This window comes from Pseudogulbenkiania sp. AW2-16 (genome assembly GCF_056824575.1).
In genome coordinates this window covers 4039047-4064906 of the sequence record NZ_CP157668.1, presented here as the reverse complement: position 1 = coordinate 4064906, position 25860 = coordinate 4039047, and the positions used below count along the sequence as shown (strand labels likewise).

31 protein-coding genes, 2 tRNA genes, 1 pseudogene and 1 riboswitch are annotated in these 25860 nt (G+C 57.4%); of the genes and pseudogenes, 18 read left to right on the top strand and 16 right to left on the bottom strand.

Annotated elements, in window-relative coordinates:
• The first annotated feature begins 18 nt into the window (after positions 1-18).
• The 8 genes and pseudogenes from pheT to ABKF58_RS19515 all read left to right on the top strand — a co-directional run bounded on the left by pheT (position 19) and on the right by ABKF58_RS19515 (position 6454).
• On the top strand, positions 19-2379 hold the full coding sequence (gene pheT / locus ABKF58_RS19550; RefSeq protein WP_482582871.1) for a phenylalanine--tRNA ligase subunit beta: 2361 nt from the start codon (positions 19-21) through the stop codon (positions 2377-2379).
• 92 nt (positions 2380-2471) lie between these two features.
• Positions 2472-2768 carry an integration host factor subunit alpha gene (locus ABKF58_RS19545; protein ID WP_008955131.1) on the top strand — a complete coding sequence of 99 codons (297 nt, stop codon included), beginning with the start codon at positions 2472-2474 and terminating at the stop codon, positions 2766-2768.
• Positions 2743-3108, top strand: a complete 366-nt coding sequence (locus ABKF58_RS19540) for a MerR family transcriptional regulator (protein WP_232503539.1) — start codon at positions 2743-2745, stop codon at positions 3106-3108. Before ABKF58_RS19545 ends, ABKF58_RS19540 begins: the two co-directional genes overlap by 26 nt.
• A gap of 30 nt (positions 3109-3138) precedes the next feature.
• A tRNA-Pro gene (locus tag ABKF58_RS19535) sits at positions 3139-3215 on the top strand.
• A gap of 245 nt (positions 3216-3460) precedes the next feature.
• Positions 3461-3562: pseudogene (locus ABKF58_RS19530) on the top strand (DUF1289 domain-containing protein); the annotation flags it as partial.
• 132 nt (positions 3563-3694) lie between these two features.
• Entirely contained in the window at positions 3695-3910 is a 216-nt protein-coding gene (locus ABKF58_RS19525; RefSeq protein WP_482584422.1) for a hypothetical protein, read from the top strand.
• Positions 3911-3925: 15 nt separating this feature from the next.
• Positions 3926-4510, top strand: a complete 585-nt coding sequence (locus ABKF58_RS19520; RefSeq protein WP_482582870.1) for a methyltransferase — start codon at positions 3926-3928, stop codon at positions 4508-4510.
• Positions 4511-4648: 138 nt separating this feature from the next.
• Positions 4649-6454, top strand: a complete 1806-nt coding sequence (locus ABKF58_RS19515; RefSeq protein WP_482582869.1) for a methyl-accepting chemotaxis protein — start codon at positions 4649-4651, stop codon at positions 6452-6454.
• 48 nt (positions 6455-6502) lie between these two features.
• Here ABKF58_RS19515 and ABKF58_RS19510 read toward each other — a convergent pair whose 3' ends face one another.
• The 3 genes from ABKF58_RS19510 to ABKF58_RS19500 form a co-directional block, all read right to left on the bottom strand.
• Positions 6503-7066: a TMEM165/GDT1 family protein gene (locus ABKF58_RS19510; RefSeq protein WP_482582868.1), complete on the bottom strand. Its 564-nt coding sequence runs from the start codon at positions 7064-7066 to the stop codon at positions 6503-6505.
• 9 nt (positions 7067-7075) lie between these two features.
• Positions 7076-7237, bottom strand: a riboswitch (yybP-ykoY riboswitch).
• A 92-nt stretch (positions 7238-7329) separates the two neighbouring features.
• The gene (mscL, locus tag ABKF58_RS19505) at positions 7330-7794 is read right to left on the bottom strand and encodes a large-conductance mechanosensitive channel protein MscL (RefSeq protein ID WP_008955125.1); all 465 of its coding nucleotides are present in this window, start codon (positions 7792-7794) and stop codon (positions 7330-7332) included.
• A gap of 296 nt (positions 7795-8090) precedes the next feature.
• Positions 8091-8166 (bottom strand) — tRNA-Asn (locus ABKF58_RS19500).
• Positions 8167-8360: 194 nt separating this feature from the next.
• Between ABKF58_RS19500 and ABKF58_RS19495 the strand changes: the two genes are divergently transcribed.
• The 5 genes from ABKF58_RS19495 to ABKF58_RS19475 all read left to right on the top strand — a co-directional run bounded on the left by ABKF58_RS19495 (position 8361) and on the right by ABKF58_RS19475 (position 11629).
• Positions 8361-8750: a YgfZ/GcvT domain-containing protein gene (locus ABKF58_RS19495; RefSeq protein WP_482582867.1), complete on the top strand. Its 390-nt coding sequence runs from the start codon at positions 8361-8363 to the stop codon at positions 8748-8750.
• A 7-nt stretch (positions 8751-8757) separates the two neighbouring features.
• Complete coding sequence (ygfZ, locus tag ABKF58_RS19490) at positions 8758-9336, top strand: CAF17-like 4Fe-4S cluster assembly/insertion protein YgfZ (RefSeq protein ID WP_482582866.1); 579 nt, start codon at positions 8758-8760, stop codon at positions 9334-9336.
• Positions 9337-9434: 98 nt separating this feature from the next.
• Positions 9435-9740, top strand: a complete 306-nt coding sequence (locus ABKF58_RS19485) for an H-NS histone family protein (protein WP_008955123.1) — start codon at positions 9435-9437, stop codon at positions 9738-9740.
• Between the two features lie 184 nt (positions 9741-9924).
• Entirely contained in the window at positions 9925-11442 is a 1518-nt protein-coding gene (locus ABKF58_RS19480) for a hypothetical protein (RefSeq protein WP_482582865.1), read from the top strand.
• Positions 11443-11482: 40 nt separating this feature from the next.
• Positions 11483-11629 carry a hypothetical protein gene (locus ABKF58_RS19475; RefSeq protein ID WP_482582864.1) on the top strand — a complete coding sequence of 49 codons (147 nt, stop codon included), beginning with the start codon at positions 11483-11485 and terminating at the stop codon, positions 11627-11629.
• Positions 11630-11691: 62 nt separating this feature from the next.
• On the opposite strand, the gene ABKF58_RS19470 is transcribed toward ABKF58_RS19475, so the two are convergent.
• Positions 11692-12822, bottom strand: coding sequence for a M14 family metallopeptidase (locus ABKF58_RS19470; protein ID WP_482582863.1), 1131 nt, complete (start codon positions 12820-12822; stop codon positions 11692-11694).
• A gap of 165 nt (positions 12823-12987) precedes the next feature.
• Positions 12988-13551, bottom strand: coding sequence for a phasin family protein (locus ABKF58_RS19465; RefSeq protein WP_008955119.1), 564 nt, complete (start codon positions 13549-13551; stop codon positions 12988-12990).
• Positions 13552-13728: 177 nt separating this feature from the next.
• Between ABKF58_RS19465 and phaR the strand changes: the two genes are divergently transcribed.
• From phaR to ABKF58_RS19445, 4 genes are all read left to right on the top strand, one after another.
• Positions 13729-14295 (top strand): polyhydroxyalkanoate synthesis repressor PhaR, encoded by a 567-nt coding sequence (gene phaR, locus ABKF58_RS19460; protein ID WP_008955118.1) that lies wholly within the window; start codon positions 13729-13731, stop codon positions 14293-14295.
• A 167-nt stretch (positions 14296-14462) separates the two neighbouring features.
• Complete coding sequence (gene rimO, locus ABKF58_RS19455; RefSeq protein ID WP_482582862.1) at positions 14463-15677, top strand: 30S ribosomal protein S12 methylthiotransferase RimO; 1215 nt, start codon at positions 14463-14465, stop codon at positions 15675-15677.
• 178 nt (positions 15678-15855) lie between these two features.
• A complete protein-coding gene (locus ABKF58_RS19450) occupies positions 15856-18366 on the top strand; it encodes an EAL domain-containing protein (protein ID WP_482582861.1) in 2511 nt (836 codons plus the stop codon).
• Between the two features lie 55 nt (positions 18367-18421).
• Positions 18422-19246, top strand: a complete 825-nt coding sequence (locus tag ABKF58_RS19445; RefSeq protein WP_482582860.1) for an AraC family transcriptional regulator — start codon at positions 18422-18424, stop codon at positions 19244-19246.
• 11 nt (positions 19247-19257) lie between these two features.
• On the opposite strand, the gene ABKF58_RS19440 is transcribed toward ABKF58_RS19445, so the two are convergent.
• Together ABKF58_RS19440 and ABKF58_RS19435 are read right to left on the bottom strand one after the other, a co-directional pair.
• Positions 19258-19836: a LysE family translocator gene (locus ABKF58_RS19440; RefSeq protein ID WP_482582859.1), complete on the bottom strand. Its 579-nt coding sequence runs from the start codon at positions 19834-19836 to the stop codon at positions 19258-19260.
• A gap of 420 nt (positions 19837-20256) precedes the next feature.
• Positions 20257-20481: a helix-turn-helix domain-containing protein gene (locus tag ABKF58_RS19435; protein WP_482582858.1), complete on the bottom strand. Its 225-nt coding sequence runs from the start codon at positions 20479-20481 to the stop codon at positions 20257-20259.
• Between the two features lie 93 nt (positions 20482-20574).
• Between ABKF58_RS19435 and ABKF58_RS19430 the strand changes: the two genes are divergently transcribed.
• A complete protein-coding gene (locus ABKF58_RS19430; protein WP_482582857.1) occupies positions 20575-20820 on the top strand; it encodes a hypothetical protein in 246 nt (81 codons plus the stop codon).
• Here ABKF58_RS19430 and ABKF58_RS19425 read toward each other — a convergent pair.
• The 9 genes from ABKF58_RS19425 to ABKF58_RS19385 form a co-directional block, all read right to left on the bottom strand.
• Positions 20786-21304, bottom strand: a complete 519-nt coding sequence (locus ABKF58_RS19425) for an isochorismatase family protein (RefSeq protein WP_482582856.1) — start codon at positions 21302-21304, stop codon at positions 20786-20788. The genes ABKF58_RS19430 and ABKF58_RS19425 overlap by 35 nt on opposite strands.
• A 518-nt stretch (positions 21305-21822) precedes the next feature.
• A complete protein-coding gene (locus ABKF58_RS19420) occupies positions 21823-22512 on the bottom strand; it encodes a hypothetical protein (RefSeq protein WP_482582855.1) in 690 nt (229 codons plus the stop codon).
• 23 nt (positions 22513-22535) lie between these two features.
• Positions 22536-22760 (bottom strand): hypothetical protein, encoded by a 225-nt coding sequence (locus tag ABKF58_RS19415; RefSeq protein ID WP_482582854.1) that lies wholly within the window; start codon positions 22758-22760, stop codon positions 22536-22538.
• Positions 22760-23323 (bottom strand): hypothetical protein, encoded by a 564-nt coding sequence (locus ABKF58_RS19410; RefSeq protein WP_482582853.1) that lies wholly within the window; start codon positions 23321-23323, stop codon positions 22760-22762. Before ABKF58_RS19410 ends, ABKF58_RS19415 begins: the two co-directional genes overlap by 1 nt.
• Positions 23320-23637 (bottom strand): hypothetical protein, encoded by a 318-nt coding sequence (locus ABKF58_RS19405; protein WP_482582852.1) that lies wholly within the window; start codon positions 23635-23637, stop codon positions 23320-23322. Before ABKF58_RS19405 ends, ABKF58_RS19410 begins: the two co-directional genes overlap by 4 nt.
• A 16-nt stretch (positions 23638-23653) precedes the next feature.
• Complete coding sequence (locus tag ABKF58_RS19400; protein ID WP_482582851.1) at positions 23654-24562, bottom strand: hypothetical protein; 909 nt, start codon at positions 24560-24562, stop codon at positions 23654-23656.
• A complete protein-coding gene (locus ABKF58_RS19395) occupies positions 24559-24852 on the bottom strand; it encodes a hypothetical protein (protein WP_482582850.1) in 294 nt (97 codons plus the stop codon). Before ABKF58_RS19395 ends, ABKF58_RS19400 begins: the two co-directional genes overlap by 4 nt.
• Positions 24849-25331, bottom strand: a complete 483-nt coding sequence (locus ABKF58_RS19390) for a hypothetical protein (RefSeq protein ID WP_482582849.1) — start codon at positions 25329-25331, stop codon at positions 24849-24851. Before ABKF58_RS19390 ends, ABKF58_RS19395 begins: the two co-directional genes overlap by 4 nt.
• A gap of 5 nt (positions 25332-25336) precedes the next feature.
• Positions 25337-25807 (bottom strand): hypothetical protein, encoded by a 471-nt coding sequence (locus ABKF58_RS19385; protein ID WP_482582848.1) that lies wholly within the window; start codon positions 25805-25807, stop codon positions 25337-25339.
• Positions 25808-25860 lie beyond the last annotated feature (53 nt).

Below are 25860 nucleotides of genomic sequence, written 5' to 3'. Positions count from 1 at the left end.
GGCAGGGGAATACTTACGATGCAATTTTCCGAACAATGGCTGCGTAGCTGGGTCAATCCGTCCCTGAGCACCGACGAGCTTTCCTACCTGTTGACCATGGCCGGCCTGGAGGTCGAAGAAGTCAACGCAGCTGCGCCGGCCTTCAGCGGCGTGGTGATCGCCGAAGTCAAGGAAGTCGTCAAGCACGAGAATGCCGACCGTCTTCGCGTGACCAAAGTCGATGCCGGCACCGGCGAGCTGATCCAGATCGTCTGTGGTGCGCCGAACGTAGCCGTCGGCCTGAAAGTGCCGTGTGCCTTGCCGGGCGCTGTTCTGCCGGGCGATTTCAAGATCAAAGCGACCAAGATGCGTGGTGTCGAGTCAGGTGGCATGCTGTGCTCCGGCAAGGAACTGGGTGTGCCAGACGACGCCGATGGCCTGCTGGTACTGCCGGCCGATGCCCCGGTCGGCACGAGCATTCGCGACTACCTGTCGCTGGACGACAGCCTGTTTACCCTCAAGATCACTCCGAACCGCGCCGATTGCCTGTCGATCAAGGGCCTGGCTCGTGAAGTGGCGGCACTGACCGACAGTGCCTTGCAGCCGATGGCTATTGCCCCGGTGGTGCCCGCGCACGACCAGACCGTGCCGGTACGCATCGACGCCCCGCAAGGCTGCGGCCGTTATATTGGCCGTGTGGTGAAAGGGGTCGATGCCGCGGCTCCGACGCCGGACTGGATGAAGCACCGCCTGGAGCGCTCCGGTCTGCGCTCGATCTCGGCCATCGTCGATGTTACCAACTACATCCTGCTGGAACTCGGCCAGCCGATGCACGCCTTCGATCTCGCCAAGTTGGACGGCGCCATCAACGTGCGTATGGCTCGTGCCGGTGAAAAACTGGTTTGCCTGAACGAGCAGGAAGTCGAGCTGACCGAGAATCTGCTGGTGATCGCCGACGACGCCAAGCCGCTGGCCATTGCCGGGATCATGGGGGGTCTGGAGAGTGGTGTCACCACGGCTTCGCAGGATGTGTTCCTCGAGAGCGCGTTCTTTGCTCCGGCCATGATCGCCGGCAAGGCGCGCGAGCTGGGCTTCGGTTCCGATTCGTCCTATCGCTTCGAACGCGGGGTGGATTTCCAGTTGCAGCGTGACGCCATCGAGCGCGCCACGGCCTTGATCGTCGAAATCTGCGGTGGCGAAGCCGGGCCGCTGACCGAAGCGCAGGGGCAGCTGCCGCAGCGCCCGGCTGTGGCCGTGCGTAGTGCGCGTGTCAACAAGGTGCTCGGCCTGGGGCTGGCGCCTGACTCGATTGCGGACATCTTCACCCGTCTGGGGCTGAGTTTCGATGCCACGGCTGAGGGCTTCGCCGTGGCGCCTCCAGCGTTCCGTTTCGACATCGAGATCGAAGAGGACTTGATCGAGGAAGTGGCCCGTGTCTACGGTTACGATGCGATCCCGTCCGACGCTCCGCGCTCGCGCATGAAGATGCTGCCGCTGCCGGAAACGCGCCGGCCGCGTGAATTGATCCGTCAGCAGCTGGCGGCACGCGATTACCAGGAAGTGGTCAGCTACGCCTTCGTCGATGAGCGCTGGGAGCGCGACTTCGCGGGCAATCCTGACCCCGTCAAGCTGATCAACCCGATCGCGGCCCAGATGAGCGTAATGCGCTCGACCCTCTTGGGAGGCCTGGTTGATGTGCTGGTCGGCAACGTCAACCGCAAGCAGTCGCGCGTCCGCGTATTCGAAGTGGCCCGGACTTTCCACAAATCGGCCGAAGGTTTCAATCAGCCGGAAAAGATCGCCGGCCTTGCCTGGGGTTCTCGTCTCCCTGAGCAGTGGGGGGCCAAGACCGAGCGGGTGGACTTCTTCGACGCCAAAGCCGACGTGGAGGCATTGCTTCATCCACATCCGGTCGAGTTCCGCAAGGCGACTCACCCGGCCTGCCATCCCGGTCGTTGTGCCGACATCTTCCTGGCCGGTCAGTTGGTCGGGGTGATTGGCGAACTGCATCCGCAATGGGTACAACAGTACGATCTGTCTTCCGCGCCTGTGGTCTTTGAGCTGGAATACGCTGTCGTGGAAGCTCAGCGCCACGTCAAGGCAGCTCCCGTCAGTAAGTTCCAGCCGGTACGCCGGGACCTGGCGCTGGTGGTGGACGAGCAGGTAGAAGTTGGCGCCATGCTGACCAGTTTCCGTCAGGCGGCAACCGAGATCGTCAGCGAAGTGGCGCTGTTCGACGTTTACCGCGGCAAAGGCGTGCCGGAGGGCAAAAAGAGCCTGGCGTTTCGTGTCGTGTTGCAGGATCAGACCAAGACGCTGACCGATGCCGAGGTCGAGACGGTGGTGAGCCGCCTGCTGGACGCCGTGTCGGCCAATCATGGGGCGACCTTGCGCCTCTGACCGGGCAGGTCGGAGGTGTTGGCGGGCTTCCATGTGTGCTTGCAGCGGAAGCCGCTTTGTTTTATTTTTGTTTGGTATGTTAAGGGGTAATCATGACTTTGACGAAAGCGGAGTTGGCCGACCTGCTGTTTGACAAGGTGGGTCTGAACAAGCGTGAAGCCAAGGACATGGTCGAATCTTTCTTCGAAGAGATCCGCCAAGCGCTGGAATCCGGTGACAGTGTAAAACTGTCCGGCTTCGGCAATTTCCAGCTGCGTGACAAGCCTCAACGGCCGGGGCGTAACCCCAAGACCGGCGAGGAAATTCCTATCACCGCCCGCCGCGTGGTCACTTTCCATGCAAGCCAGAAACTCAAGGGAATGGTTGAGCAACATCATGCCAATAACTGAGGCAGAACTGCCGCCGATTCCGCCAAAGCGTTATTTTACGATTGGCGAAGTCAGTGAACTGACCGGTGTCAAACCGCATGTGCTGCGTTACTGGGAGCAGGAATTCTCCCAGCTGCGCCAAGTCAAGCGGCGCGGTAACCGTCGCTACTACCAGCATCATGAGGTTTTGCTGGTGCGCCGCATCCGCGGTCTGCTCTACGACGATGGTTTCACCATTCACGGTGCTAGGCTGCGTCTGGGACAAGAAGCTGCAGGCCCAGTGCCGCTGACTGCCCAGGCTGTCCGGGCCGAGTTGCAGTCGATTCTCGAATGGTTGAACGGTGGGATTGGCAAGTCGTAATAATCCATTTATAATGCGTTTCTCTTGAGTCGGGGTGTGGCGCAGCCTGGTAGCGCATCTGCATGGGGTGCAGAGGGTCGGAGGTTCGAATCCTCTCACCCCGACCAACTAAAAAGTGTTGAACATCAAGAACGTCTGACCCGGTGCCTACCGGGTTTTTTGTTGCCTATAGAATTCCTGGCGGGGCTTTGCGCGGCTTCTCCTGCCGCCCATTGGCTTCATCGATTCTGACGCCGTCACTTAGTCTCTTTTTCTTCGACCGGTTTTCGGTTTCTTCTACGCTAGTCGCATAGACGGTAGCGGCTGGCTGCTTTAGTCTATCAACGCTCTTGTCTGGTTATGGCTGTTCACTATGTCTGAATCTGCTGACTCGCCCTGTATTGCCCATTGCTCAACGGCCCTTGGTGATAATGTCTGCCGAGGTTGTTTCAGAACGTTCCTGGAGGTGGCTCAATGGAGCGCTTTGGCTCCAGATGGTAAACGTTCTGTCTGGGGGCGATTGCCGCTTCGCCGCCGCCTGGCTGATTGGGCTCGCCTGCTGGGGGAGGGGTGGGATCTGCAGGAGGTCGATGGCGAGGAGTGGGCGATGACCTGGTACGAAGGATTTACCAAACTGCTGTTCCGTTTTGAGTCGGATGGATCGCTACGTATGAATCTGCCTGGCAGTGCCTTGGCCGCACATTTGGCCGGTAAGGCTGATGCAGCCCTCCTGGGAGAGGCTAGGGCTTGGCTGGCGGATTCTGCCCAATGGCTTGGCAGCGAGGTAGATCCGGCAAAGAGCGGAAATAAGCTCCAAGGCTAAAACAAGGAAGTCGCGATGAAACAGAATTGTGCCGAACCCGATTTCTGGGACGTCCGTTATGCATCGGGGGTCACCCCGTGGGATACCGCCGATATTCCTTCGGCATTCCAGGCATTTGCTGAGGCCTGGCCTGAGGGCAGCAGGGTGCTGGTTCCGGGGTGTGGAAGCGCTCACGAGGTCAAGCTGCTGCTTGAGCATGGCTTTGAGGTTGATGCGATTGATTTCAGTGCGGAGGCCGTAGCTCGTGCGAGAGCGAGCCTTGGTGCCCGTGCCGATTGCGTCCAGCAAGCCGATTTTTTCTTGCTGCCGGAACGTCAGGATTACGATTGGATATACGAGCGAGCCTTTTTTTGTGCTTTGCCTCTGGCTAGCAGGGAGGCATATGCACGGAAAATGGCTACCCTGCTTCACCCCGGCGGCGTTCTTGCCGGCTTTTTCTTCCTGGGGGATAACCTGAAGGGCCCACCTTTTGGTTCGACGTTGCAGGAATTGCAGCAATGGCTTTTGCCATGGTTTGACCTGCTTGACATGAGTCGGGTGGAGCAGACGCTTCCCGTGTTTGCTGGTCGCGAACATTGGCTGGCATGGCGGCGACGTTGAGGAGGTTCTGAGCCTGTTTGACAGAAATCAACAATGACGACTCGGCCATCTGGTCATTTTTCTCATTTCAGGTGAGAATCGACTTCAGCTTTTAAAGAAAAAATAAAGGCCAGTGGCACATTACTTGGGAGACAGCAGATGGAGTGGTTCTGGAGTATGTACTCTTGGACGGAAAAAACGTTCTGGAACAGCCTGACCAAGAAGCTGTGCAGCTTCTTCTTTATCAGTGCCTTTCAGTTGGGGATGGTGGGCTATATCTACTCTGTCCTTGAGGATATCCGGGCCATTCACAAGAGCCATACGGTTTCCGCCGAGATTCTGACGCTGGTGGAAGCGCGTATCGACAGTGCCATTTTGTGGACCCTGATCTTGTGGGGCATCTGCTTGGTCTTTATTGCTTTCATGGTCTGGTACCTGCGCTATCTGATCGTCCGGCCCCTGAAAATGACTATTTCGATCTTCAACGAAATCGGTGCGGGAGAGGGGGATTTGTCGCGGGAAATTCCGACTATCACCTACGACGAAATCCGCGAGCTTTCCATATCCTACAATCGGTTTCTGACCAAGATGAGAGAAATCATCAGCAACGTCAGGCTGATGACGGTCAGGATTGCCATGGATTCTGCCCGTACACGCAAGAATATCCACGAATCGCTGGAAAGCGCCCGCCAGCAAGACGATTTTGCCACCAAGGTTTGCGATGCCAGCAACCAGACTACCTCGGGCATCAATCAAGTCACCGAGCAGACCCAGGCTATTTCCTCTACGACACTCAGCAATCTTGACGTTGCCCGGGTGTCTTTTGATGAGCTGAAGTCCGTGGCTGATCGTATCTACGACATTAGCACCAAGGTTGGCCATTTCAATCAGACTGTCGAGTATTTGAGCCAGCGCTCGGCCAGCATCAAGACGATCGTTGAGCTTATCAAGGAAATTTCCGACCAGACTAATCTGCTGGCGCTCAATGCCGCAATCGAGGCTGCCCGTGCCGGCGAATCCGGCCGCGGATTCGCCGTGGTTGCTGATGAAGTGCGCAAGTTGGCCGAAAGAGTGAAAACAGCAACCGACGAGATTTCCGGGAATATTGACGGCATGCTCAGTCTGGTGGCGGAAACGCAGGCGGAAACCAACGAAATCAGCAGCGATACCCAATTGGCCAGAGAAGTAGTGTCGAAAGCCTCTCAGCAGTTCGGCAGGATGATGGGCGACTTCGAGCAGACTGCAGGTAGCCTGCGCGGCATTGCCGACACGATGGAAACATTTGCAGAAACCAATCGTGAAGTGAATCTGCATGTGGCACAGATTCACGAGTTAAGCCAGAACGTGTCAGAGCGCCTGCTGCACACCGAGGGGGTGGCTGATGTGCTCTCGAGTGCCGCCGAGCAGGTGCAGGACCTGGTCTCGCGCTTCATTATCGGCGAGGGCGTGTTTGATAAGGCGCTGAACAACGCTCGGCAAACCCGGGATGAATTGCAGACGGTGTTGAGCCGCTTGGCTGGGGAGGGGGTCAATCTGTTCGATCAGCAGTATCGCCCCATTCCAGGGGTTACCCCACCCAAATACCATACCAGCTACGATAATAAGCTGGAGTCTCTGTTGCAGCCCATTTATGATCGTGCTGTTCAGGATTCCAAAGGTGGTCGCTTCTGCGTGATGGTGGACAGCAACGGCTATGCTCCGACGCACAATAGCTTCTATTCTCGCCCGTTGACGGGTGACTCTGAAAAAGACTTGGTCTCGAGCCGCGACAAGCGAATGTTCAACGATAAGGCGGGCTTACGCTCCGCCCGAAATACGCAGCCGATGCTGTTGCAGACTTATGTGCGCGATACAGGTGAGGTGCTATCCGAAATTGCCCTGCCGGTGATGGTGCAAGGGCGGCACTGGGGGGCGTTGCGGTTGGGCTTCGATCCTAACGACATGCTGTCGGCGGCGAATTGCTGAAGCAATCTTAAAACCCGCCAAAAAGGGAGGCCCAGCCTCCCTTTCTTGTTATTGCAGTGGTAGCAGCAGGGTAACGACGCCCAGAGCGGCAAACAGGGTGGCGGCCACGCCATGCACCGCACGAGTCGGAATCTTGCGTGCAATCATATCGCCAAAGAGGACTGCGGGCACATTGGCTAGCAACATCCCTATCGTGGTACCCGCCACCACACTGGCCAATGCATCGAAACGGGCGGCCAGCGCGACGGTGGCAATCTGGGTCTTGTCGCCCATTTCTGCGAGGAAGAAGGCAATGAAGGTGGCGCCGAAAATTCCGATCCGTTCAAAAAAGCGGGTGTCTCCATCGATTTTATCCGGGATCATTATCCAGGCTGCCATGCCGATGAAGGAGGCGCTCAGAATCCAGCGCATTACCTCCGTACCGACATGGTTGGTGATCCACTGGCCGAGCATGGCGGCTGCAGCATGGTTAAAAAGTGTTGCAATCAAAATGCCCAGGATGATGGGTATGGGTTTGCGGTAGCGGGCCGCGAGCAGAAGGGCGAGAAGCTGGGTTTTATCGCCGATTTCGGCGAGGGCGACGACACCCGTAGAGAGAAGCAGGGCTTCCATAAAGGCTCCAAGGGGCTGCGAAGAACGCCATGACCGATCTGCACTGCAGCCCCTGCTGAAAGTGCAAACCTGTCATGGGTCTTGCCAAACCTTTACGGCCGCGCGTGCCATGGTGTTAAAACCAAGTATGTTGACACGCGCCAATGCGTTGGCGCATTGAGGCTACTCCCCCAGAACGGAGCCGATTTTACGTCAACCGCGCGTGGTCCGCAAATGAGGGGGTATGCCCCGCTCGTTTGGTGGGGAGCATAGGGTATCTGTCTCTAGGCGCCTAGTTGGGATGTGCAGTGAGGGCAGCGCGAGGCTTTGCTGGGAATGCTGGAGAAGCAATAAGGGCAGTCTTTGACAGGGGCTGGCTCTGCCGCTGCGGGAACCTCCTCCTTTTTGAGGCGGTTGATCGATTTGACCAGCATGAAAATGGCGAAGGCGACGATGCCGAAGCTGACCAGTGCATTGATAAATAAGCCGATGTTGAGAGTAATGGCCCCTGCCGACTTGGCGGCGGCCACTGAGACATAGGGCCCGGCTTGTTTGCTGCCTTCTTTCAGAACGAAAAAGAAATTGGAGAAATCGACGTTGCCCAGAATCAGCCCAATGGGAGGCATGATGACGTCGTCAACGAGGGATTTGACGATGGCGCCAAATGCGCCACCAATAACCACGCCAATGGCAAGGTCAATGACATTACCTCTCATTGCAAATTCTTTAAATTCTTGGATAAGGCGCATGGTTGGCTCCGGTGGTGGGTTTATGGTTTGGTATTAAGTGCTAAATAGTGGCTGTAATCAACTATAGTGGATATCGCCTGGGTGAGGGCAAGGACATGATTTATGGGTATTGGCATGCATTGCATGCCATTCAGATGTACTGGTATGGGGGAATATAGCGTTATTGCAACAACATGGGTAGGGGCTGTGGGCGACCTTATATTGCGTGCTTGGCAAGGGATACGTAGGTGGCGTGGCTTGGTGTTGGTTGCAAGAAAGACAAAAAGCCGCACAAGGAATGTGCGGCTTTTCTGAATTGGCTCCCCGAGCAGGGCTCGAACCTGCGACCTGCGGATTAACAGTCCGTCGCTCTACCAACTGAGCTATCAGGGAATTGATGGAGGCGTATAATATATGCTTAATTTTCGCTTGTCAAGTCTGAATTGCATGGTGCTCAACGGTGGTGCCAATGCTTGATAAGTGACGCGAGGACCCAATCTATCATGCTACAGAGTTCATGGATTTGAGGCGCCGACGGTTGATGAATCGATCCGTCTCAACAGCAATCAGAAACGGAAGGGAATGTGATGAGTGGATTAAGTGCAGATGTAGCTGACGATTTTGAGCAGCAGCTTGAAGCCGTGTGTAATGGCAATGCTCAGTGTTCTATGGCACATTTTTCCATTATTCGGGTAAGTGGCCGTGATGCACAAAGCTTTCTCCAGGGGCAGTTGTCGAGCGACTTGCGCGAGGTCTCCGAGTCGCGCAGCCAGTACAGTAGTTATTCCAATGCCAAGGGTAGGGTTTTGGGGAACTTTCTGATTTGGCAATTTCGTGGCGATTATTTCTTGCTTGTTTCGGCCGATATTGCCACGGCGTTGTGCCGCCGCCTGAGCATGTTTGTACTTCGCTCCGAAGTGAAGCTTGAGGTGCTGGCCGAGTCGTGGCTCCTGGCCGGGGTAAAGGGGGGGCGCTGAGGCAGTTTTGAAGGATGTTTTTACTGAGGTGCCAGCGCAGCCGCACGATGTGATCGCCAATGAGTCAGGAGCAATAATCCGTTTGCCCGCAGGTAATCTGCTGCTGTCCTATGATGCATCTGCTTCTGGATCCTTTAAAAGCCGTCTTGAGCAAGCATGCCGACAGGTAGGGGTTGGGGCATGGTCGCTTTTGGATATTGCCGCAGGCATCCCGTGGGTCACGAGACCTACCCAGGAGCAGTTTGTTCCCCAAATGATCAATATGGATGTGCTGGGTGGAATCAGCTTTAAGAAAGGCTGCTACCCTGGCCAGGAAATTGTTGCCAGAACTCAGTATCTTGGAAAGGTAAAAAGACGCCTGTTCCGCGTCGAATTGCCGGTGAAAGCGAGTCCCGGGGATTCCTTGTATAGCCCTGCAACGGGCGATCAAGCTATAGGCATGATCGTAAACACTGGATGTGACCAGCATGGTGCGCTAGTAGCTCTTGCTGTGGCTCAGCTCGCAGGTTGGGAAACTGGCCTCTTTCTAGAAAAGGAATATAAAAATGCCCTTAAGAATCTCGGCCTGCCTTATGTCATCGACTAAGCCGGAATCGCCGAGTTGATGATTTTCAAATTAGACTTGACCCCATCCTTGGGTTATGACTAAATTGAAATATATTTTCAAACTAGCGAGATGACTAAATGGAACTTTCCAATCTGAGCTTTGCTGATCTGCTTTCCCTCAAGAGCGATCTGGAAAACGAGATTAAGCGGCGTGAGCACGAAGAAAAAGCCAAAGCTAAAAAACAGATTGTGGAACTTGCTCGTGCGTACGGGTTGAGCGTGGAAGAGGTGCTGGGCAAAGTGGGTCCGGCGCGCAAGCCGGTGGAAGCCAAGTACTGCCATCCGCAAAACCCTGAGCTGACCTGGACTGGTCGTGGCCGCAAACCCCTGTGGGTACAGGAACTGCTCGCCGCCGGTAAGAACCTCGAGGATTTGGCGATCTGACGATTGCGGTTCTTCAGTCAGGATCAAAAAAAGCATCCCTAGGAGGATGCTTTTTTCGTTTTACTTGCCAGTGCCGCTTGCATGTTGGGAGCGATCCTGCGGATACTGTGAAGATGTTGGGATGGCGTTATTTATGCGTAAATTGTTGTGTTATCTATAAAAAGTTATTAAGACAGGCGGCACCATGTTGGATTTTTTCTTGCGCGGCTCAAAGAGGAAGATCGATCCGCTAAGCAATGCAACTTCTGCCAAGGAGTGGGTTGAATCGCTGAAGCAGGAGTACGGTTCCGCATCCCACGACAAAGTGTTGGAAGCTGTCGCTGAGCTTAATCGCAATGGCGCGGTGTCGTCTGCAGATACGCTAGAGGCCGTCTTGGCGCTTAACCGGGAAACGGCCCAGTTTCATTACCAATTGGGTATTCAGTACCTGATGAACATCAGAATGCCCAAGGTTCTGGAAGCGCAGTTACGGGGACAGATTCTGGGGTATGGCCGCGAATTTCTCGATGCTTACCGACAGGTCCTGAGTCCGTCCTTTCCCGGTGAGGATGAGCGCCGTATCTATGCCATGCTGCCCTTGGTGCTGGCACGCATGATGCATTATTTCTGCGAGGCAGCCAGATGGTCGTTCTTTCAAGGCGTCTCGCCTGGGGAAAGTTTCTGGCTGAACGTCAATCACGTCTACCGCTTTGCTGAGGAGCGAGGACTGGAGTCGGCGCCGGTATTCCTTTTCGGCGAGCATGACGAGGGTACGACCGTACAGGATCAGTTTCTCATCCTGCAGATGCTGGCCTTGCTTTCCAGTGGTAACTTGACCCCACGGCAGCTCAATTTTTCCTACGAATTACTTCGCCTGATCTCGAACCGGATGGCCTTGGTTCGCGAGCTTTCCCCCGACCTTAGTTTTGCCGTGGTGCTGGATGAAGGGCATCCTGCCTCGCGTTGCATGGGAACGTTTGGCTCTGGGTTTTACCGTTATTGGAGCACGGCCGAGGTTAGCGAAATACTGCATGGCTGGCTGGCGGTGCTTGAAACAGGGCATATGCCGACAGAATTGGCCCGTCTTGCCGAGCCTGGTGTGGATGCGGCTCTTTTCCGTGTATTGTGTCGCGCGTGGGCGGCCAAGCCTGTTCGCATTCAACGCGCCGAGCGGGTTGCCGTCAGTGACCGTAAGATTGAGGTGGTGCATCGGCTTGGGACCTTGCATCGTCTGATTCGCCAGCCCGATGAACAGAAACTGCAGACGGCCGCGGCGCTGCCTCAAGACAACTTCAGTTCGGCGTCTGATCTGCGGGTTTATGGTTTTGTCACCAGCCGGCGTAAGGATAAGGCACTCCCGGCGGTTTCTGTGCGGCCTGAGGAAACCCCTTTGGCCAAGGAGGTTTTCAACAAGTGGGAAATTGAAAACATCAGTCAGACCGGGCTGGGGGTTTCGCTGGATGCGGTCGGGAATGAATGGGTCAGTCTGGGGGAGTTGCTGGGTTACAAGGAAGGCGAGGGGGCCGCTTGGAGCGTGGGTATTGTGCGGCGTATCCGCCGGCTGCACCGCGAGAAGATCTTTCTCGGGATCGAAACCCTGACCGATCGCCCGGTGGCGGCTGCGCTGAGGGGGATGGATGTCAAGGCGGTGGACCCGCGGACCATGCCGGAGCATGTTTGGCAGGGGGGTAATCGCCCTGTTCGTGCCCTTGACTCGGAATGAGCGCAGCATCAATACGCTCATTGTGCCGGTTGCCTCGTACATGTTGGGCAAACAGTATTACATGAGTGCCAGAGGCAAGTTCTTCCAGATTGCCTTGGGGAAGGTGCTGGAAAAGGGGCGTGACTGGTATTTGGTCGAAATCGAGTTGGTAAAGGCGCTGGAGGGAATGCCATCGGCCGCGCCGTGAGCGATGTACCGTCCCCAAGCAAAACGGCCGCTAAGCGGCCGTTTTGCTTGGGGACGGATCGTTCAGGCACGCAGCTTGTTGATTACCGCGTAAATGGGGGTGAGTGCGGCTTCGCCCAGCCGCTGGCTGCGTTGACCGTTCCAGCCGTAATCGTCGTCCGGCAGGTTGGCGTTGTCCTTGAACGGCATCTCAAGCGTGTAGGCGAGGCACTGGAACTGGTTGCCGACCCAGTTGGTAGCCCAGGAAAGATCGGCGCTGCCGGGAGCGCTTTTTTCGTAGCCGTGTTCGTCCTGGAAGTCGGGAGAGGCGAGTTTCAGGTGGTGCTTGAAGGTTTCTTCCAGGGCGCGGATGCGATCGTTGTAGCTGGGTACGCCTTCGGTCCCGGCGACAAAGACGAAGGGAATGTTCTCGTCGCCATGGATGTCGAGGAACAGATCGACGCCGGTCTCGAGCATTTTCTGACGCACGACGAAGACTTCCGGGCTGGTTTCCTTCGAGGGATTCAGCCATTCGCGGTTCAGATTGGAGCCGGCTGCGTTGGTGCGTAGATTTCCCAGGACGGAACCGTCGGGGTTCATGTTCGGCACCACGTAGAAAGTGGCGTGGTCGAGCAGCATGCGGGATGTCGGGTCGATCGGGTCGAGCAGGCGGTTGAGGAAGCCTTCGACAAACCATTCCGCCATGGTCTCGCCGGGGTGCTGGCGTGCCGTGATCCAAATCTTGAGGTCGGATTCGACTTCATGGCCGATGGTCAGCAGGTTGATGTCCCGCCCCTGCACGGTCGAGCCTAGGTCGGAGACCTGGCAGAGGCCGGAGCCTTGTGCCTGTCCGATGAGGTTCAGATGCTGATCGTAAGAGTAAGGTTCGAAGTAGGCGTAATAAACGCTGTTGGCCAGCGGTACGTGCTCGATGGTCAGTACGCTGCCATCGTAGCTGGTCGGCACCCGAAACCAGTTGATGCGATCGTACGATGCCATGGCGTGATAGTCGACCCAGCCTTCGGGGTAGGCGCACTCGGAAGCATTCAGGAAGCGCAGGTTGCAGGTTTGGTACGCGGCCCCTTGCAGGCGGAAGTAGAACCACTGGGCAAAGTGCGAGGCATTATCGTTCGGAATGCGAAGCTGGATGTCTTCAAAACCGTTCATCGAGACAACTTCGATACTGCCGGCGTCAAAATTGCTACTGATCTTCATGCGCTACCCTGTTTCTATGTGGGCTCGTAAAAGCCGAATTGTAAACCCGTGTGGGAAATTGGGCACCTGATGTGTGGTGAATGAGGCGGGCAGGGTGTCTGAGCGTGCAACAATGAAAAAGGCCATACCCGTACAGGTATGGCCTTTTGCCGCTGAGGTCAGCGATCAGGACGCGCTGGTGCTGCTGGCGCGCTTGGTGGTGGCCTTGACGGCGTCAGCGGTGGCGCTGCTGGCAGCCTTCACGCTGGTTTCGGCAAATTCGTTTACTTGCTGTGCTGCCTTGGTGAAACTGTTGATAGCTGCTGCTGCGGCGGCAACCGAGGTTTTGACGGCGTTGACCGTGACTTCGGAACCGGCCGGAGCGTTCTTGGCGATGTCTTCGATGACGTTGATCAGCGACTTGTTCAGGGTGCCCAGGTTTTCTTCAGCCAGCTTGGCCAGTTCGCCTTGAGCCTGGGTGACGATTTCGTAGACATTGCGGGAGTTGGTGACCGCTTGCTCTACCGATTCGGTAGCCAGCTTGTTGATGCGGGCGACGGCTTCTTGCGGGTCTTTGGCGCCAGCGAGGTCTTGGGCGACCTTGATGTTGTCTTCGAGAGACTGTTTGGAAACTTCGAGGTTGAATTTCACCAGCTTTTCGGTGCTATCCAGCGAAATCTGGGCGAAACGCAGCGCGGTTTCGACGCCGCCCAGCGAAAACTTACTGAACTGCTCGTTGGTAGTGAACATGGTTTATGACCCTCTCCGTGGTGTGTTGTACGGTGTGAACTGCGTTGTGCAATGCACAATATACTCGCAAAATTTAGCATGCTGCTCAATGCAGTGGCTAGAAGATTTGCTCTATGTTGTTGCATTTATGATAAATTGTTCGCACACAACACCACGACAATGAACTGGGAGTGTTACATGAGTGTTGAGAAGCGGGTCATTAAAAAGTATCCGAATCGCCGGTTATACGACACGGCGACGAGTTCTTACATTACCTTGGGGGACGTTAAGCAGCTGGTTCATGACAATATCGACATCCAGGTGGTTGACGCCAAGACCCAGGATGACATTACCCGCAGCGTACTGCTTCAGATCATTTTTGAAGAGGAAAACGGTGGCGCCCCGATGTTCAGCTACGAGGTGCTGACGCAGTTCATCCGTTTCTACGGGCAGGCCATGCAGGGCATGATGGGGCCGTTCCTGGAGAAAAACCTCCAGCTCTTTACGCAGCTGCAGCAAAAGATGCAGGAACAGACGCGGGCGATGTATGGCGATAACGCCATGTTCAACGCCAACCTGTGGGGCGAGTTCATGAAGATGCAGGGCCCGGCCATGCAGAACATGATGTCGAGCTATCTGGAGCAGAGCACCGGCATGTATCTGGAAATGCAGAACCGTATGCAGGAACAGACCAAGCAGCTGTTCACAGGCTTTGGCTTTCCCGCCTATCCGCCTGCCGACAAGGACAAAGAAGGCAAGTCCTGATCGGTTCGCCGATATCGCCTTTTTTTATAGAATCAGCATGTTGTCAGCCGGGTGTCGTTCACGTGACCCCGGCTTTCTCTATTCTTTCAATAAGATTCAGGGTCTTACTAACGTAGGCCCACTCTGCACCCAAAGTCGGCTTCGTCTCGCTTGGCTGTCCAAAGGCCTTGGTTGATTCCGAGCAGATTCTTACCCGCCTTCGCGCCGAAGGCTACGATATTTCCCCCTCCTACGATGGCGCCGACCTGGTTGTGGTCAATACCTGTGACTTCATCGATTCGGCCGTTACCGAGTCGTTGGATGCGATCGGCGGAGCCTTGACGGAAAACGGCAAGGTCATCGTGACGGGTTGCCTGGGGGCGAAAGGGGAGGTGGTACGTGACGTGCATCCTTCTGTGCTGGCGGTGACCGGCCTGCACGCCACCGACGAAGTGATGGGGCATGTGCATGCCCACTTGCCCAAACCGCACGACCCGTTCGTCGACTTGGTGCCGGCGGCAGGCATCAAGCTCACGTCCAAGCATTACGCCTATCTGAAGATTTCCGAGGGCTGTAATCACCATTGCACCTTCTGCATCATTCCGTCAATGAGGGGCGATCTGGATTCCCTCCCGATTCATGACGTGCTACGCGGGACGGAGAATCTGGCGAAGTCCGGCGTCAAGGAACTGCTGGTGATTTCGCAGGACACCAGTGCCTACGGTGTCGACGTCAAATACAAGACGGGCTTCCACAACGGTCGGCCGGTGCGTACCCGCATGACGGTGCTGTGCGAGGAATTGGGGCGTCACGGTATCTGGGGGCGTCTGCATTATGTCTACCCGTATCCGCACGTCGACGAAGTCATTCCGCTGATGCGCGACGGCAAGATCCTGCCTTACCTCGATATCCCGTTTCAGCACGCCAGCCAGCGCATCCTCAAACTGATGAAGCGGCCCGCCAATAGCGAGAACGTACTGGCGCGTATCAAGAAGTGGCGCGAGCTCTGCCCGGATCTGGTGATCCGCAGCATCTTCATCGTCGGCTTCCCCGGCGAGACCGAGGAGGAGTTCGAGGAGCTGCTGGCGTTCCTGCGTGAAGCCCAGCTCGATCGCGTCGGCTGCTTCACCTATTCTCCGGTGGCGGGCGTCGCCGCCAACGATTTGCCTGATCCCGTGCCGGAGGAGGTGAAGGAGGTCCGCAAGGAGCGCTTCATGGAGGTGCAGGCCGAGATCAGTGCCGCCCGTCTGGCGCGCCGAGTCGGTCAGCGCATGACGGTGCTGGTCGACGAGATCGATGGCATGGTGTTCGTGGCCGACGCCGATGGCCTGCAGGTGGGGGATTTCGTCGAGGTGGAGATCGCCGCCTCGGATCAGCATGATCTGTGGGCCGAGCGGGTGTAACGCGCGCCACGGCATGATCGGATGGGCGCCCCCGCATTTGCGGTGGCGCTTTTTTCATGGTGGGGACTGATTTATATCAGGGAATGCGCAGAAAGCATTTGGCATCAAGTCGCGCTGTTATGGAATGCCTGTATATTCGACGAGGTATTAGTCAACGAATGTTTAGGATCAGCCAGACATGTCGCCGTTGCTGCAACCCGTCGATCACATCCTGCTCCCCGAGATACTGAGTTGCCCACCAACCACCTCGGTCTACGAGGCTGCCCGCCTGATGCTGGAGTCTCACTGCGGTTCCATCATCGTGATGGACAAGGCGGGAACCGCCCTCGGAATCTGGACCGAGACTGATGCGCTGAATCTGGATTTTTCGGTGGCGACCGGGGCGGATGGCACTCCGGTGGCGAAGGTGATGAGTTCCCCGGTGCGTACGCTCCAGAGCGGTACGTCGATTCATGATGCGACCGGGTTTTTCCGCCGCCATGGCATCCGCCATGCCCTGGTGGAACGGGATGGCCGCTATCTTGGCCTACTGTCCCTGACCGATATCGTGCTCAACCAGGGGACGGAGTCGTTTCTCGGGCTGAAGCGGCTGGAGGAGCTGGGGTGCCGGCCGGCCTGCCTGCTGGGGGCCGAGCTCGGGCTGAAGGATGCGGTGAAGGTGATGCGGCAGGGGGCGGTGGATGCTGTCGGGGTGTGCTTCGCCGATGGTGAACTGGGCATCCTGACCCGGCGCGACGTGGTGCGCTTGCTGGCGCAGGGCGAGTGCGAGCATGCATTGGGGGCGGTGTGCTCGCGGCCGATGCTGACCATGGCCGAAAATACCAGCCTGCTGCATGCCCGTCGCCTAATGTTGCAGCACAAGATCCGCCACTTGGGGGTGTGCGGGGCGGACGGCGGGCTCAAATTCATCCTGGGCTTCGGTGATATTCTCCACAACATCGAGCACGAGTGCCTGCTGGAACTGCAGGGGGCGCTCAACGAGCGCGACCAGGCCTTGCTGCTGTCGCGTCAGAGCCTGCTGCTGGCGGACAAGGTGTTCGAGTCCACGCTCGAGGGGATTGCCATCACCGACGGAGCCGGCATCATTCAGTCGGTCAACCCGGCTTTCGAGCGCATCACCGGTTACTCGGCCCAAGAGAGCATCGGCAAGACGCCTGCCTTGCTGAAGTCGGGCAAGCAGCCGCCGGAGTTTTACGAGCACCTGTGGCACAGCCTGAAGCGTGACGGTGTGTGGCAGGGGGAGGTGATCAACCGGCGCAAGAACGGTCTGCTCTATACCGAGCATCTGAGCATTACCGGCATTCGCGGCGACAACGGCGAGTACGCCCATTACGTCGCGGTGTTCTCCGACATTACCCAGCGCAAGCAAGCCGAGGAGCGGTTGCACTTTCTCGCCAACCATGACGCGCTGACCGGGCTGCCAAACCGCACCCTGTTCCTGGAGCGGCTGGAGGCGGGGGTGGAGCAGGCGCGCGAGTTCGGACAGCGCATGGCGTTGTTGTTTATCGACCTGGACCGTTTCAAACTGGTCAACGATACCCTGGGGCACCATGCCGGTGACGAGTTGCTGGTGTGGATCGCCGAGGAAATGAGGAAGGTAGCGCCGCCGCTGGCGATGGTGGCGCGTCTCTCCGGCGACGAGTTCACCTTGCTGATGCCGGCCGTGGACAGCGTGCAGCAGGTGGCGAGCCGCGCCCAGAGCGTGCTCGACGCGATTGCCGGAGAAACCGTGGTGGCCGGGCAGGAGGTATTCGTGTCGGCCAGCATCGGCATCAGCATGTTCCCTGAGGACGGGGCCAGCGCGGACGTCTTGCTGGTCAACGCCGATACGGCGATGTACCGTGCCAAGGAGCGCGGTAAGAGCAATTTCCAGTTCTATACCCCGGACATGAATGCCAGCGCGCTGGAGCGCTTGCGGCTGGAATACAGCCTGCACAAGGCGCTGGCCCAGGATGAGCTGGAGGTCTGGTACCAGCCCAAGGTCGAACTGGCGACCGGTCGGCTCGACGGTGCCGAGGCGCTGATCCGCTGGCGCCATCCCGAACTGGGGCTGGTGTCGCCGGCGCGTTTCATTCCGATTGCCGAGGACAGCTCGCTGATCGTGCCGATCGGTGAATGGGTGCTGAAGACCGCCTGCAGGCAGGTGCGGGAGTGGCGTGAGCGCAGGCTGTTTGGCGGGCGCGTGGCGGTCAACGTGTCCGGACGCCAACTCAAGTTCGCCGGCGTGGTCGAGCTGGTCGAGCGCACGCTGGAGGAGTGTGGCCTGCCCAGCTCTGCGCTCGAGCTGGAAATTACCGAGAGCGTGGCGATGGACGAGGATAGCGGCATGGTCGAGGTGCTGCGCCGGCTGCACGAGCTGGGCGTGTACCTGTCCATCGACGACTTCGGTACGGGGTATTCCTCTCTGTCTTACCTCAAGCGCCTGCCGGTGCATGGGCTGAAGATCGACCAGTCGTTCGTCGCCGACCTGCATCAGAACCGGGACGATGCGGCAATCACGCAGGCGATCATTTCCATCGCGCGCAGTCTGGGACTGGGGCTGGTGGCGGAGGGGGTGGAACTGGACGAGCAACGGCGTTACCTGGTGGAGCAGGGCTGTGGCACGGGCCAGGGCTACCTGTTCAGCCGACCGTTGCCGGCGGCGGAGTTCGAGGCTTTGCTGGAGAGGGAATACCTGGCGGGGGGCTGAAGCCTGATACCGCTGGGTTGGATTTGAGCGGGATGTAGCGTGCTATCATGTTGGCATGAGTTCCGATGCCAAGCCCTTGTTCTGGCGCGACCCGGCGCTGCCTTTTCTGGAGTTGCGCACCATCCAGGATGGTCGCCAGGTGTGCTATGCGCGCCACTCGCACGAGCATTTTTCCATTGGTGCCATCACCGGCGGATGCAGCACGTACCTGAATGAACAGGCAAGCCATGCCGTGGGCCGTGGCGATGTGGTGTTGATGAACCCGGGCGAGGTGCATGCCTGCAATCCCATTGCGGATCAGCCGTGGTCCTATCACATGCTGTACGTGGATACCGCCTGGCTGGCAGGCTTGCAAAGGGAGTTGGGCCTGAGTGCCAATCAGGATTTCCATCCCTTCCAGCCTCGGCTGAGCCAGGATGCCCGACTGTATCGGCGGCTGGGGAGGCTGGTGGCGCTCTGTCGTGATGGCGCATCCACGGCGTTGCAGAAGCAGGGCGAGGCGGTGGAGTTCTTCAGTTCGGTGCAGTCCATCCTGCAGCCGGCGGGCCGCAGCGAGAGCGAGCCCCATGACAGGCTGCAACAGGCAGCGGACTATATCAATGACCATTATGCGGCGGAACTGAGTTTGCAGGACATCTGTTCTGCGGCCTCCTTGTCTTCTTCCTACCTGATCCGCGCTTTTCGCCAGCGTTATTACATGACGCCGCACGAGTATCTGCTGAACTGTCGCATTCAACGCGGTAAGACGTTGCTACGAAGAGGTCATCGGATCGCCGACGTGGCGCAGTCATTGGGTTTCGCCGATCAGGCGCATTTCCAGCGTGTTTTCAAACGGCTGGTGGCCGCCACGCCCGGACAGTATTGCCAGGCGCGGCGCTAAGCAGGGGGTGTCTACAACAGATACAGCGTGCTCCCTGCCAGCAGTAGGGCCAGCAGGCGGTTGAAGAGGCGCATGCGTGCAGGGTGGCGCAGCAGGTGTTGCAGCCGGGCCCCGGCGTAGGCCCAGCAGGCGATCGACAGGTAGCAGATGACGAAGTAGATGGCGGCAAACTGCCAGATCAGTGAGTGGTCGCCGTCGCTGGCGTAGGCTCCCATCCCGGCTAGGGCAGCCAGCCAGGCTTTCGGGTTCAGCCACTGCATGATGGCGCCGTGACGGAAGGAGGGGCGGCGTTGCTGGTTCTGGCCCAGTTCTCCGTTATCACTGGCCAGTTTCCAGGCCAGGTATAGCAGGAAGGCGATCCCGCCCCATTGCAGGACTCGGCTTGCTGCTGGCCAGCCGGCCAGCAATTCGTTCAGCCCCAGCCCCGTTAGCAACAGGAGGGCAGTAAAGCCGACGGTCGCGCCGCTGACATGGCGCAGGCTGGCCGTGAAGCCGTGACTGGCTCCGCTGCCGAGGGCAACGATATTGACCGGTCCGGGCGAGATGGAGGCGGCGAGCGCGAAGGCGGCCATGGAGAGTAGAACTTGCATGATGACCTCGTGAGTGGGAAACACCCGGTCGAGGATAGGGGGCCCGCATCGGGCAGTATTGAAGAAAATTACCCTGCTTGCCGTCACCTATGGCGCAAAAAAACCGGGATGCTCGATCTGAGTTCAACGGGGTAGGGGTTAGGGTCGAAACCCTTATCTGGCGGGGCTTGCAGCGGTATTGCAGATTGGGGTTACACAAGCTTGGGCAACACCGGGGTTACATTATTACCCCTGCCCATCGTGGGTGTTGCTCTTTAGCCACGAATGCTCTGTCGCTCATTGTAGGGCATAGGGCAAAGCCGTACTACTCCGCGTCACAAGTTCAAGTTCCTTCTCACGGTCCTGATGGTGTCGGCCACATGGGCGCTGTAGACACGGATCAGGCACCAACAAAAAACCCGGCATGGTCGCCGGGTTTCGTCATTTCTTGGTCTCTGGCCACCGACCGTTTTGCTGGCGTTCTGCCAGATAGGCATCCAGATCGCTTTGCCGATACCAGCATTCATTCCCCAGCCACAGATACCGCAGGCGCGGCTTGTCCTTATCCAGCCAACGCCACTGTTGCATCGTCTTGACTGCGACGCCGAGGTAGTCTGCCGCCTCGGCGGTGGATAGCTGTTCGGCACCCCCAATGATCTTGATCATGGTACACACTCGGTCTAGTTCTTCTCGCTACTTCTATCTTAGTTCATTCGTCATACCGGTCGACGTCACGGCCCCAACCTTGGATCACTGGGAGTGACTGTCTACACTGAAAGAAGCGCCGATTTCATCGACTTGCAGGGGCGCTTCGAAATACCTGCTAAGGAGAACGCCATGCGCACCACCATGCCAGAACAGGGCGACCTGTTCGCCCCTCAGCAACTCGATCTGTTTTATGAAGAAAGCCCCCGGATGTCCGGGGGCTTTGCTATGCCAGATGGTGCGACTTCAGATCACCCTGCCGACTTCACCGAAGCTCCAGTAGATATTGCAGCGATGTGATCGGGTGAGCCCCCTGCCGTACCAACTGTTTCATTGCGCGTTGATGGGCGTCTTCGGAGACGTCTCCACAGGCATCGACGAGGATATAGACCAGCACGCCCTGATCCAGCGCTGATAGAGCCGAGTCGGCGATTGAAACCGAAGTTCGCAGGCCGGCCAAGACGATTATTGGCGTCTCGGATGCCGTCACCCACTGGAGAATCCATTCGTTCAGCTGAGGTTTCGTGTTCGAGCGTTCGCTCACCGCATTGTTGGGCAACCTTGATGTTTGGACGTCGCGTTCCTTGTCCGGCTGGTCGGTTATTGCCGTCACGAGAATCGGCACCTGATAGGCCTTGGCCGCCTTAGTTACCATGAAAACATTGTTGCGGAGCGGGTCCGCATAGGCAGGTTGCGCAGCTACGCCCATCCGGGGCTGGTGGTCGATCAAGACGAGAGAATGATTGTCATGATCAAGCAGTGTTTGGTCTTGTTTAGCAAGCATGATCCCCCCTGATGAAGCGGTGGCTGATCAAAAATAGGGGCCAGCCTGTGGCATACGGGACGGCCCCTTCCACTTTCACCATGAAACAGTTGAACCGTAGTTGTAGAGTCAAGCCGGGGCAAAGAGATATTTTCTATTGGCATTTTGGACGACGAATGACTACCCCATCAACAAGCTGGGTGAGCAAGAGCAGTGGGAATGCAGTTGTCTTTAGGGGGCATCGAACTGGACATCGTTGTTGTCGGCTAGACCTTCGCCACCGCCAGCTCTATGCTGAAGAACCGCTCCCTGGCGTGCTGTGCGGTCGCCCGCCTGGCCTCCCTGGGTGGGCCGGCACAAGGCGAAAAATCCCGCCAGGGGCGGGCTGGCCTCCGTCGTTTTCTTGATATCACCGGTTCTGCTGCCCCTCCTGGGGGGTACGTCATCACCCCGCGTTCCATGCCCCTGGCGCGGGTTTCTTTTTGCTCAGAGCAAATTCCGTTTACGACGCCGGCTGATAGGTGATAACGAAACGGCCTCTAGATGAGGCCGTTTTTCTTTTTGGGCGTGCCTTGTTCGCTACCGCTGCCGCGATAGCTGGAAATGTCCTCTTTGAATGTGTTCGCCACTAGCTCGGCAGCGGCGGCGCGTTTGGCTTGCTCTTGCAGGTTGAAGTTCTCGGCAAAGGCGGAGGACGCATAAGGGGGGTCATAGGCCGCCAGTGGCTCGACTTTCACAGGCGGGGGCGGCTTGGGTTGCTCGACCGGAAGGACTTCGATTTCCCGCGCCGCGTGTTCTGCCTGTGCCAGTGCAAAGGCGATTTGCCGGGCGGCTTCTCGCAGCATGCCCGGATCGTCACGAATCAACAGGTTAAGGTTATTGGTCACAGCCGGGGCATCGGCTGGCTCGGTGTACGGAGTTGGGAACAGCCTAGACAAGCCTTGCTTGATAAAATCGGACTCGTTGGCCTTGGCGTAGGCCAACAACCAGTTTCTGCGGCCCAATTTTTCGTAACACCAAATCAGATCGTTTAGAAAGGCTTCGGAAACTTCTTTCTTGGTTCGGTTCTTCGCGCCGGGTTTCCGGCCACCACGGCTAGGGTTCGTAACGAGGTTGCCGGTTTTAGACAAGCCATTTCCCACCCGTCGCGCCGGTTTATTCACCGGGGTGTTTTTCTGATCGACCGTGCGTTTATATGGCTTCACATTGCCGATCAAATCGCGTTTCATTTGCGCCGTGGGTTTCTTTGCCGTCATTGGGGCTGGCTTTCGATGGAAAACGAAATCACACCGGGGCGGAACTCGAAATGCACCACCACCCGCCCCAAATCAACGTCCACATTCCCAATGTCCGGCGCGTTGGCGAGGGCTTCCAGTACCTCGGGCTTTTCCAGCCAAAATGAAATCGCAAATGCTTCTTTCAGCATCTGGCGATAATCGTCGAATTCAGACCGGCTGCCGGCGAACAAGGGAATCATCAAAATTGCCTCTTGTAAAACTTCTTGCCCGGTGGCGGCAAAGTCACCACCCCGCTCACACGGCCATTCGTATCGCGCCGGGTGACTTTGCTAATTGAACCATCGGCGTGTTGCCATTCCAACATCCGGCCTGATTCATCGCGTCGTGTGATAACGGTCGTGAATTCACCGTAATCCACAGAGGCGATGCGGCCCAATTCGTCACGGCTGATTGTGATTGGGATTTCGTTGAGCGGGATATCGTGCATTGGTGGCGGCGCGATGGCCGCATCAGCTTTGTGCGCCGTGGCGGCAGTGCCGGGGTGGGGTGCAAGGGAACGTTCACCGGCGGGCAGCGGCGACGGCACAGGAACCGGCACCTTGAAGCGTTCGGACGCGATGCCGGGCTGTGATAGCTGGCGCAAGAGCGAGCGCACACGCGCCGATTGTGGGGCGGCAGCGGGCATGTCGTGGTGGCTGGCGATGGCCTTGGCCACCGCCGCCTCGATCATGGCGGTGAGGTCGTCGTCAGCGGTCGGCTTGGGCTTGAGCCGTTTGGCGATCATGTCCAGTTTCGCGCTCATGACGATGCCGCCGAAATGGTCGCATGCAAACTCGGGTGGAACTGGCCGGTGCTGGTGGTGACGCTTGACACGGAATGCAGGGTCACACTCGAAGTTCCGGCCGTCGAGATATTCCGAACGATTACAATGTCACCGACGACCATGCCAACTGTATTGGTCGAGTAAGAGCCGAACGCGCACCCGCTGAAATAGTTTGCCGTTTCACATGTCGCATGCGGGTCGCTGCTGGAATAAACCCATAAGGCGTTCCCCTGTGAGGTGGAAGCAAATCCCAAATCCGCGATTTTGCGAAGTCCTGAAGAAACATAAGCCATTTTGAATCCCTCCTATTTAACCGCCATCGCGGCGAGAAACGAGCGCTCTGTACCTTGCTTGCAAAGGCTCATTTGAGCGATACGCCTTGGTGTGCATGATACTTTCAATGTCGGCAATCTCTTTTGCCAACGCAGCGCCGGACGGCAATGCACCACCGATGGCTTGGTCGTACAGATAAAGGATTGTTACTGGATCGGAAAGTGCCAGCACGCCGTTTTCCAGAATGGTATTTTCCCAGCGGGCGCGGTCGCTCGCCGGAAGCTGCTTATAGAAATCGAAGACGATCTGCATATTGTGCTGATACGCATAATGCCAATGTTCTCTAAGCTGCGCTTGGCCCTTTTCCACATCGCGGGCATTCTTCGCTGCGAAGCGGGCGTATTCGGCATCGGACATTTGCTGTGGGCCGCGTTGGCTTTGAGCTTGCTGCTGTTGCTGCTGGGTATTGCCCTTGCCGAATTCGGTGAGCCACCATAAACAGGCTTGGCAGAATCGTTGCGGTACGTTGGCCCGGTACATCGCATTCAAGAATGAATTCACAGCGGGCTGATCGGCTTCGGGAATACGATAGCCGCGCAGATTGTATCGGTGCGTCGGTTCAACGTAACCGGGTGGCAATAGGGCTTCCGACTTGAACCACTGCACCGCCTCTTTCACCATCCATGACTCGAATTTCAAATGGGCCATATCGGATGAAAAGGCGTCAGTAATCTGTTTCACGACGGCCCGCGCCTGCTCCATCGTGGTACCGGCTGGCAAATCAGCGCCGAATAGCTGGGGCGCAGTGCCAGAATAATGATCGCCACCGACAAAATCGGGAGTCGGCACCAGCCAACTATCGTTCGAGGGTGACAGCGGCGCATCCGGCGTATACGGCTGTAATCCACCCGCGCCGTCGTTTGGTACAAGATCGTAGTCGCTCACAGTAGATTCCTTCTTGTCGGCCTGAATGGCGATTCGGGTTTGGGTGGCGGTATCAGCGCGAAGCGAATTACGCCGGCTTCACAGCAGAAATTCACCCCGCGCTTGAATAGGATGCGGGCCGTTTCCGCAGTGACCAGTTCGCTTTCCAGATAATCGCGGTATGCCTTGCTGATTCTGCTTTTGCCGATCAGCAGCGCCATCAACGCATTTACGTCGCCTGCCCACAGCGCTTGAGAAACGGCGGTTTCGCGTATCGTGTCGAGCGCACTCCAATAGCTGATGTTTTTCACGGCTCGGCTTCCTCGGCGCGTTCCACCAAGGCCCGCATGGCCAGCCATGGCCGAAGGCACTGAGGGTGCAGAAAAGAAGCAGGGACTGGATTCTGATAAATATCCAATTCCGGTTTCAATTCGAGCGGCGCAAAACCCTTGGAGTCCTGTAAACACCATCTGCACTGTGTACCGGGGCTGGTCGGCTTGTGAGCCAATCGGCGTTTGCACACTTCCACGTCCATTGGCGGAGCCAAACTGATTAAATTCCAGGTTTTTGCCGTGTCGCGGAATAGCGCTGTCTCAAACTCCAGTTCCAATTTGCGGAGGGTATCCGGGTGGCGCAGGAAGACACTGATCTGGTCAGCGTCCGGGGCACCATCGCCATATGAATAACGCACAAACGTCACAATGCTTTCGATGCTGCCCTTGAATGCCGCGTAATGTTTTGCGACATATTGCGTGTGCGCCAGTACCTTGATCTGAATTGCGATTTCCATTTGACTCACCCGTTGAGGGATGCGTGGTCGAGCAAATGTTGGAGGCAGGCTTCACGGCTGGAAAAGCCGGACCCGATAACCACCCCATCACACAGCCGAATGGCCTGCCACTGATTCTCGGGACCGGCGTAGCGCAATTCATGGCCGGCTGGAAGTCGGTCGGTGATGGTCAGCAATGGAGCTAGGGGTTTGTGCAGAAGCAATTCGCACGCCGCATATCCGCGACCGCAATCGACGACCAATAGCTCGGCGTAGAAACTGCGATCCTCGGCAATCACACGCAGGGTATCGAAGGGATGCAGATCAGCGGCGACCAGACTCCAGTAATCGGGGTCCATCAGGCGTTCGATGGTTACACCCCGCGCCGCAATAACCCTGAAGTCGGAATTGGCATATTCCCTCAACTTGAATCCCTGACGGGACAATGCCGGAACCTTGATGCGGGTTTCGAGGGAGGCGAGTTCGGTCTTGGCCATGGTGCGTTCTCCTGTGGATATGGAGATTCGACCATGGCCCTATCCGTAATTGC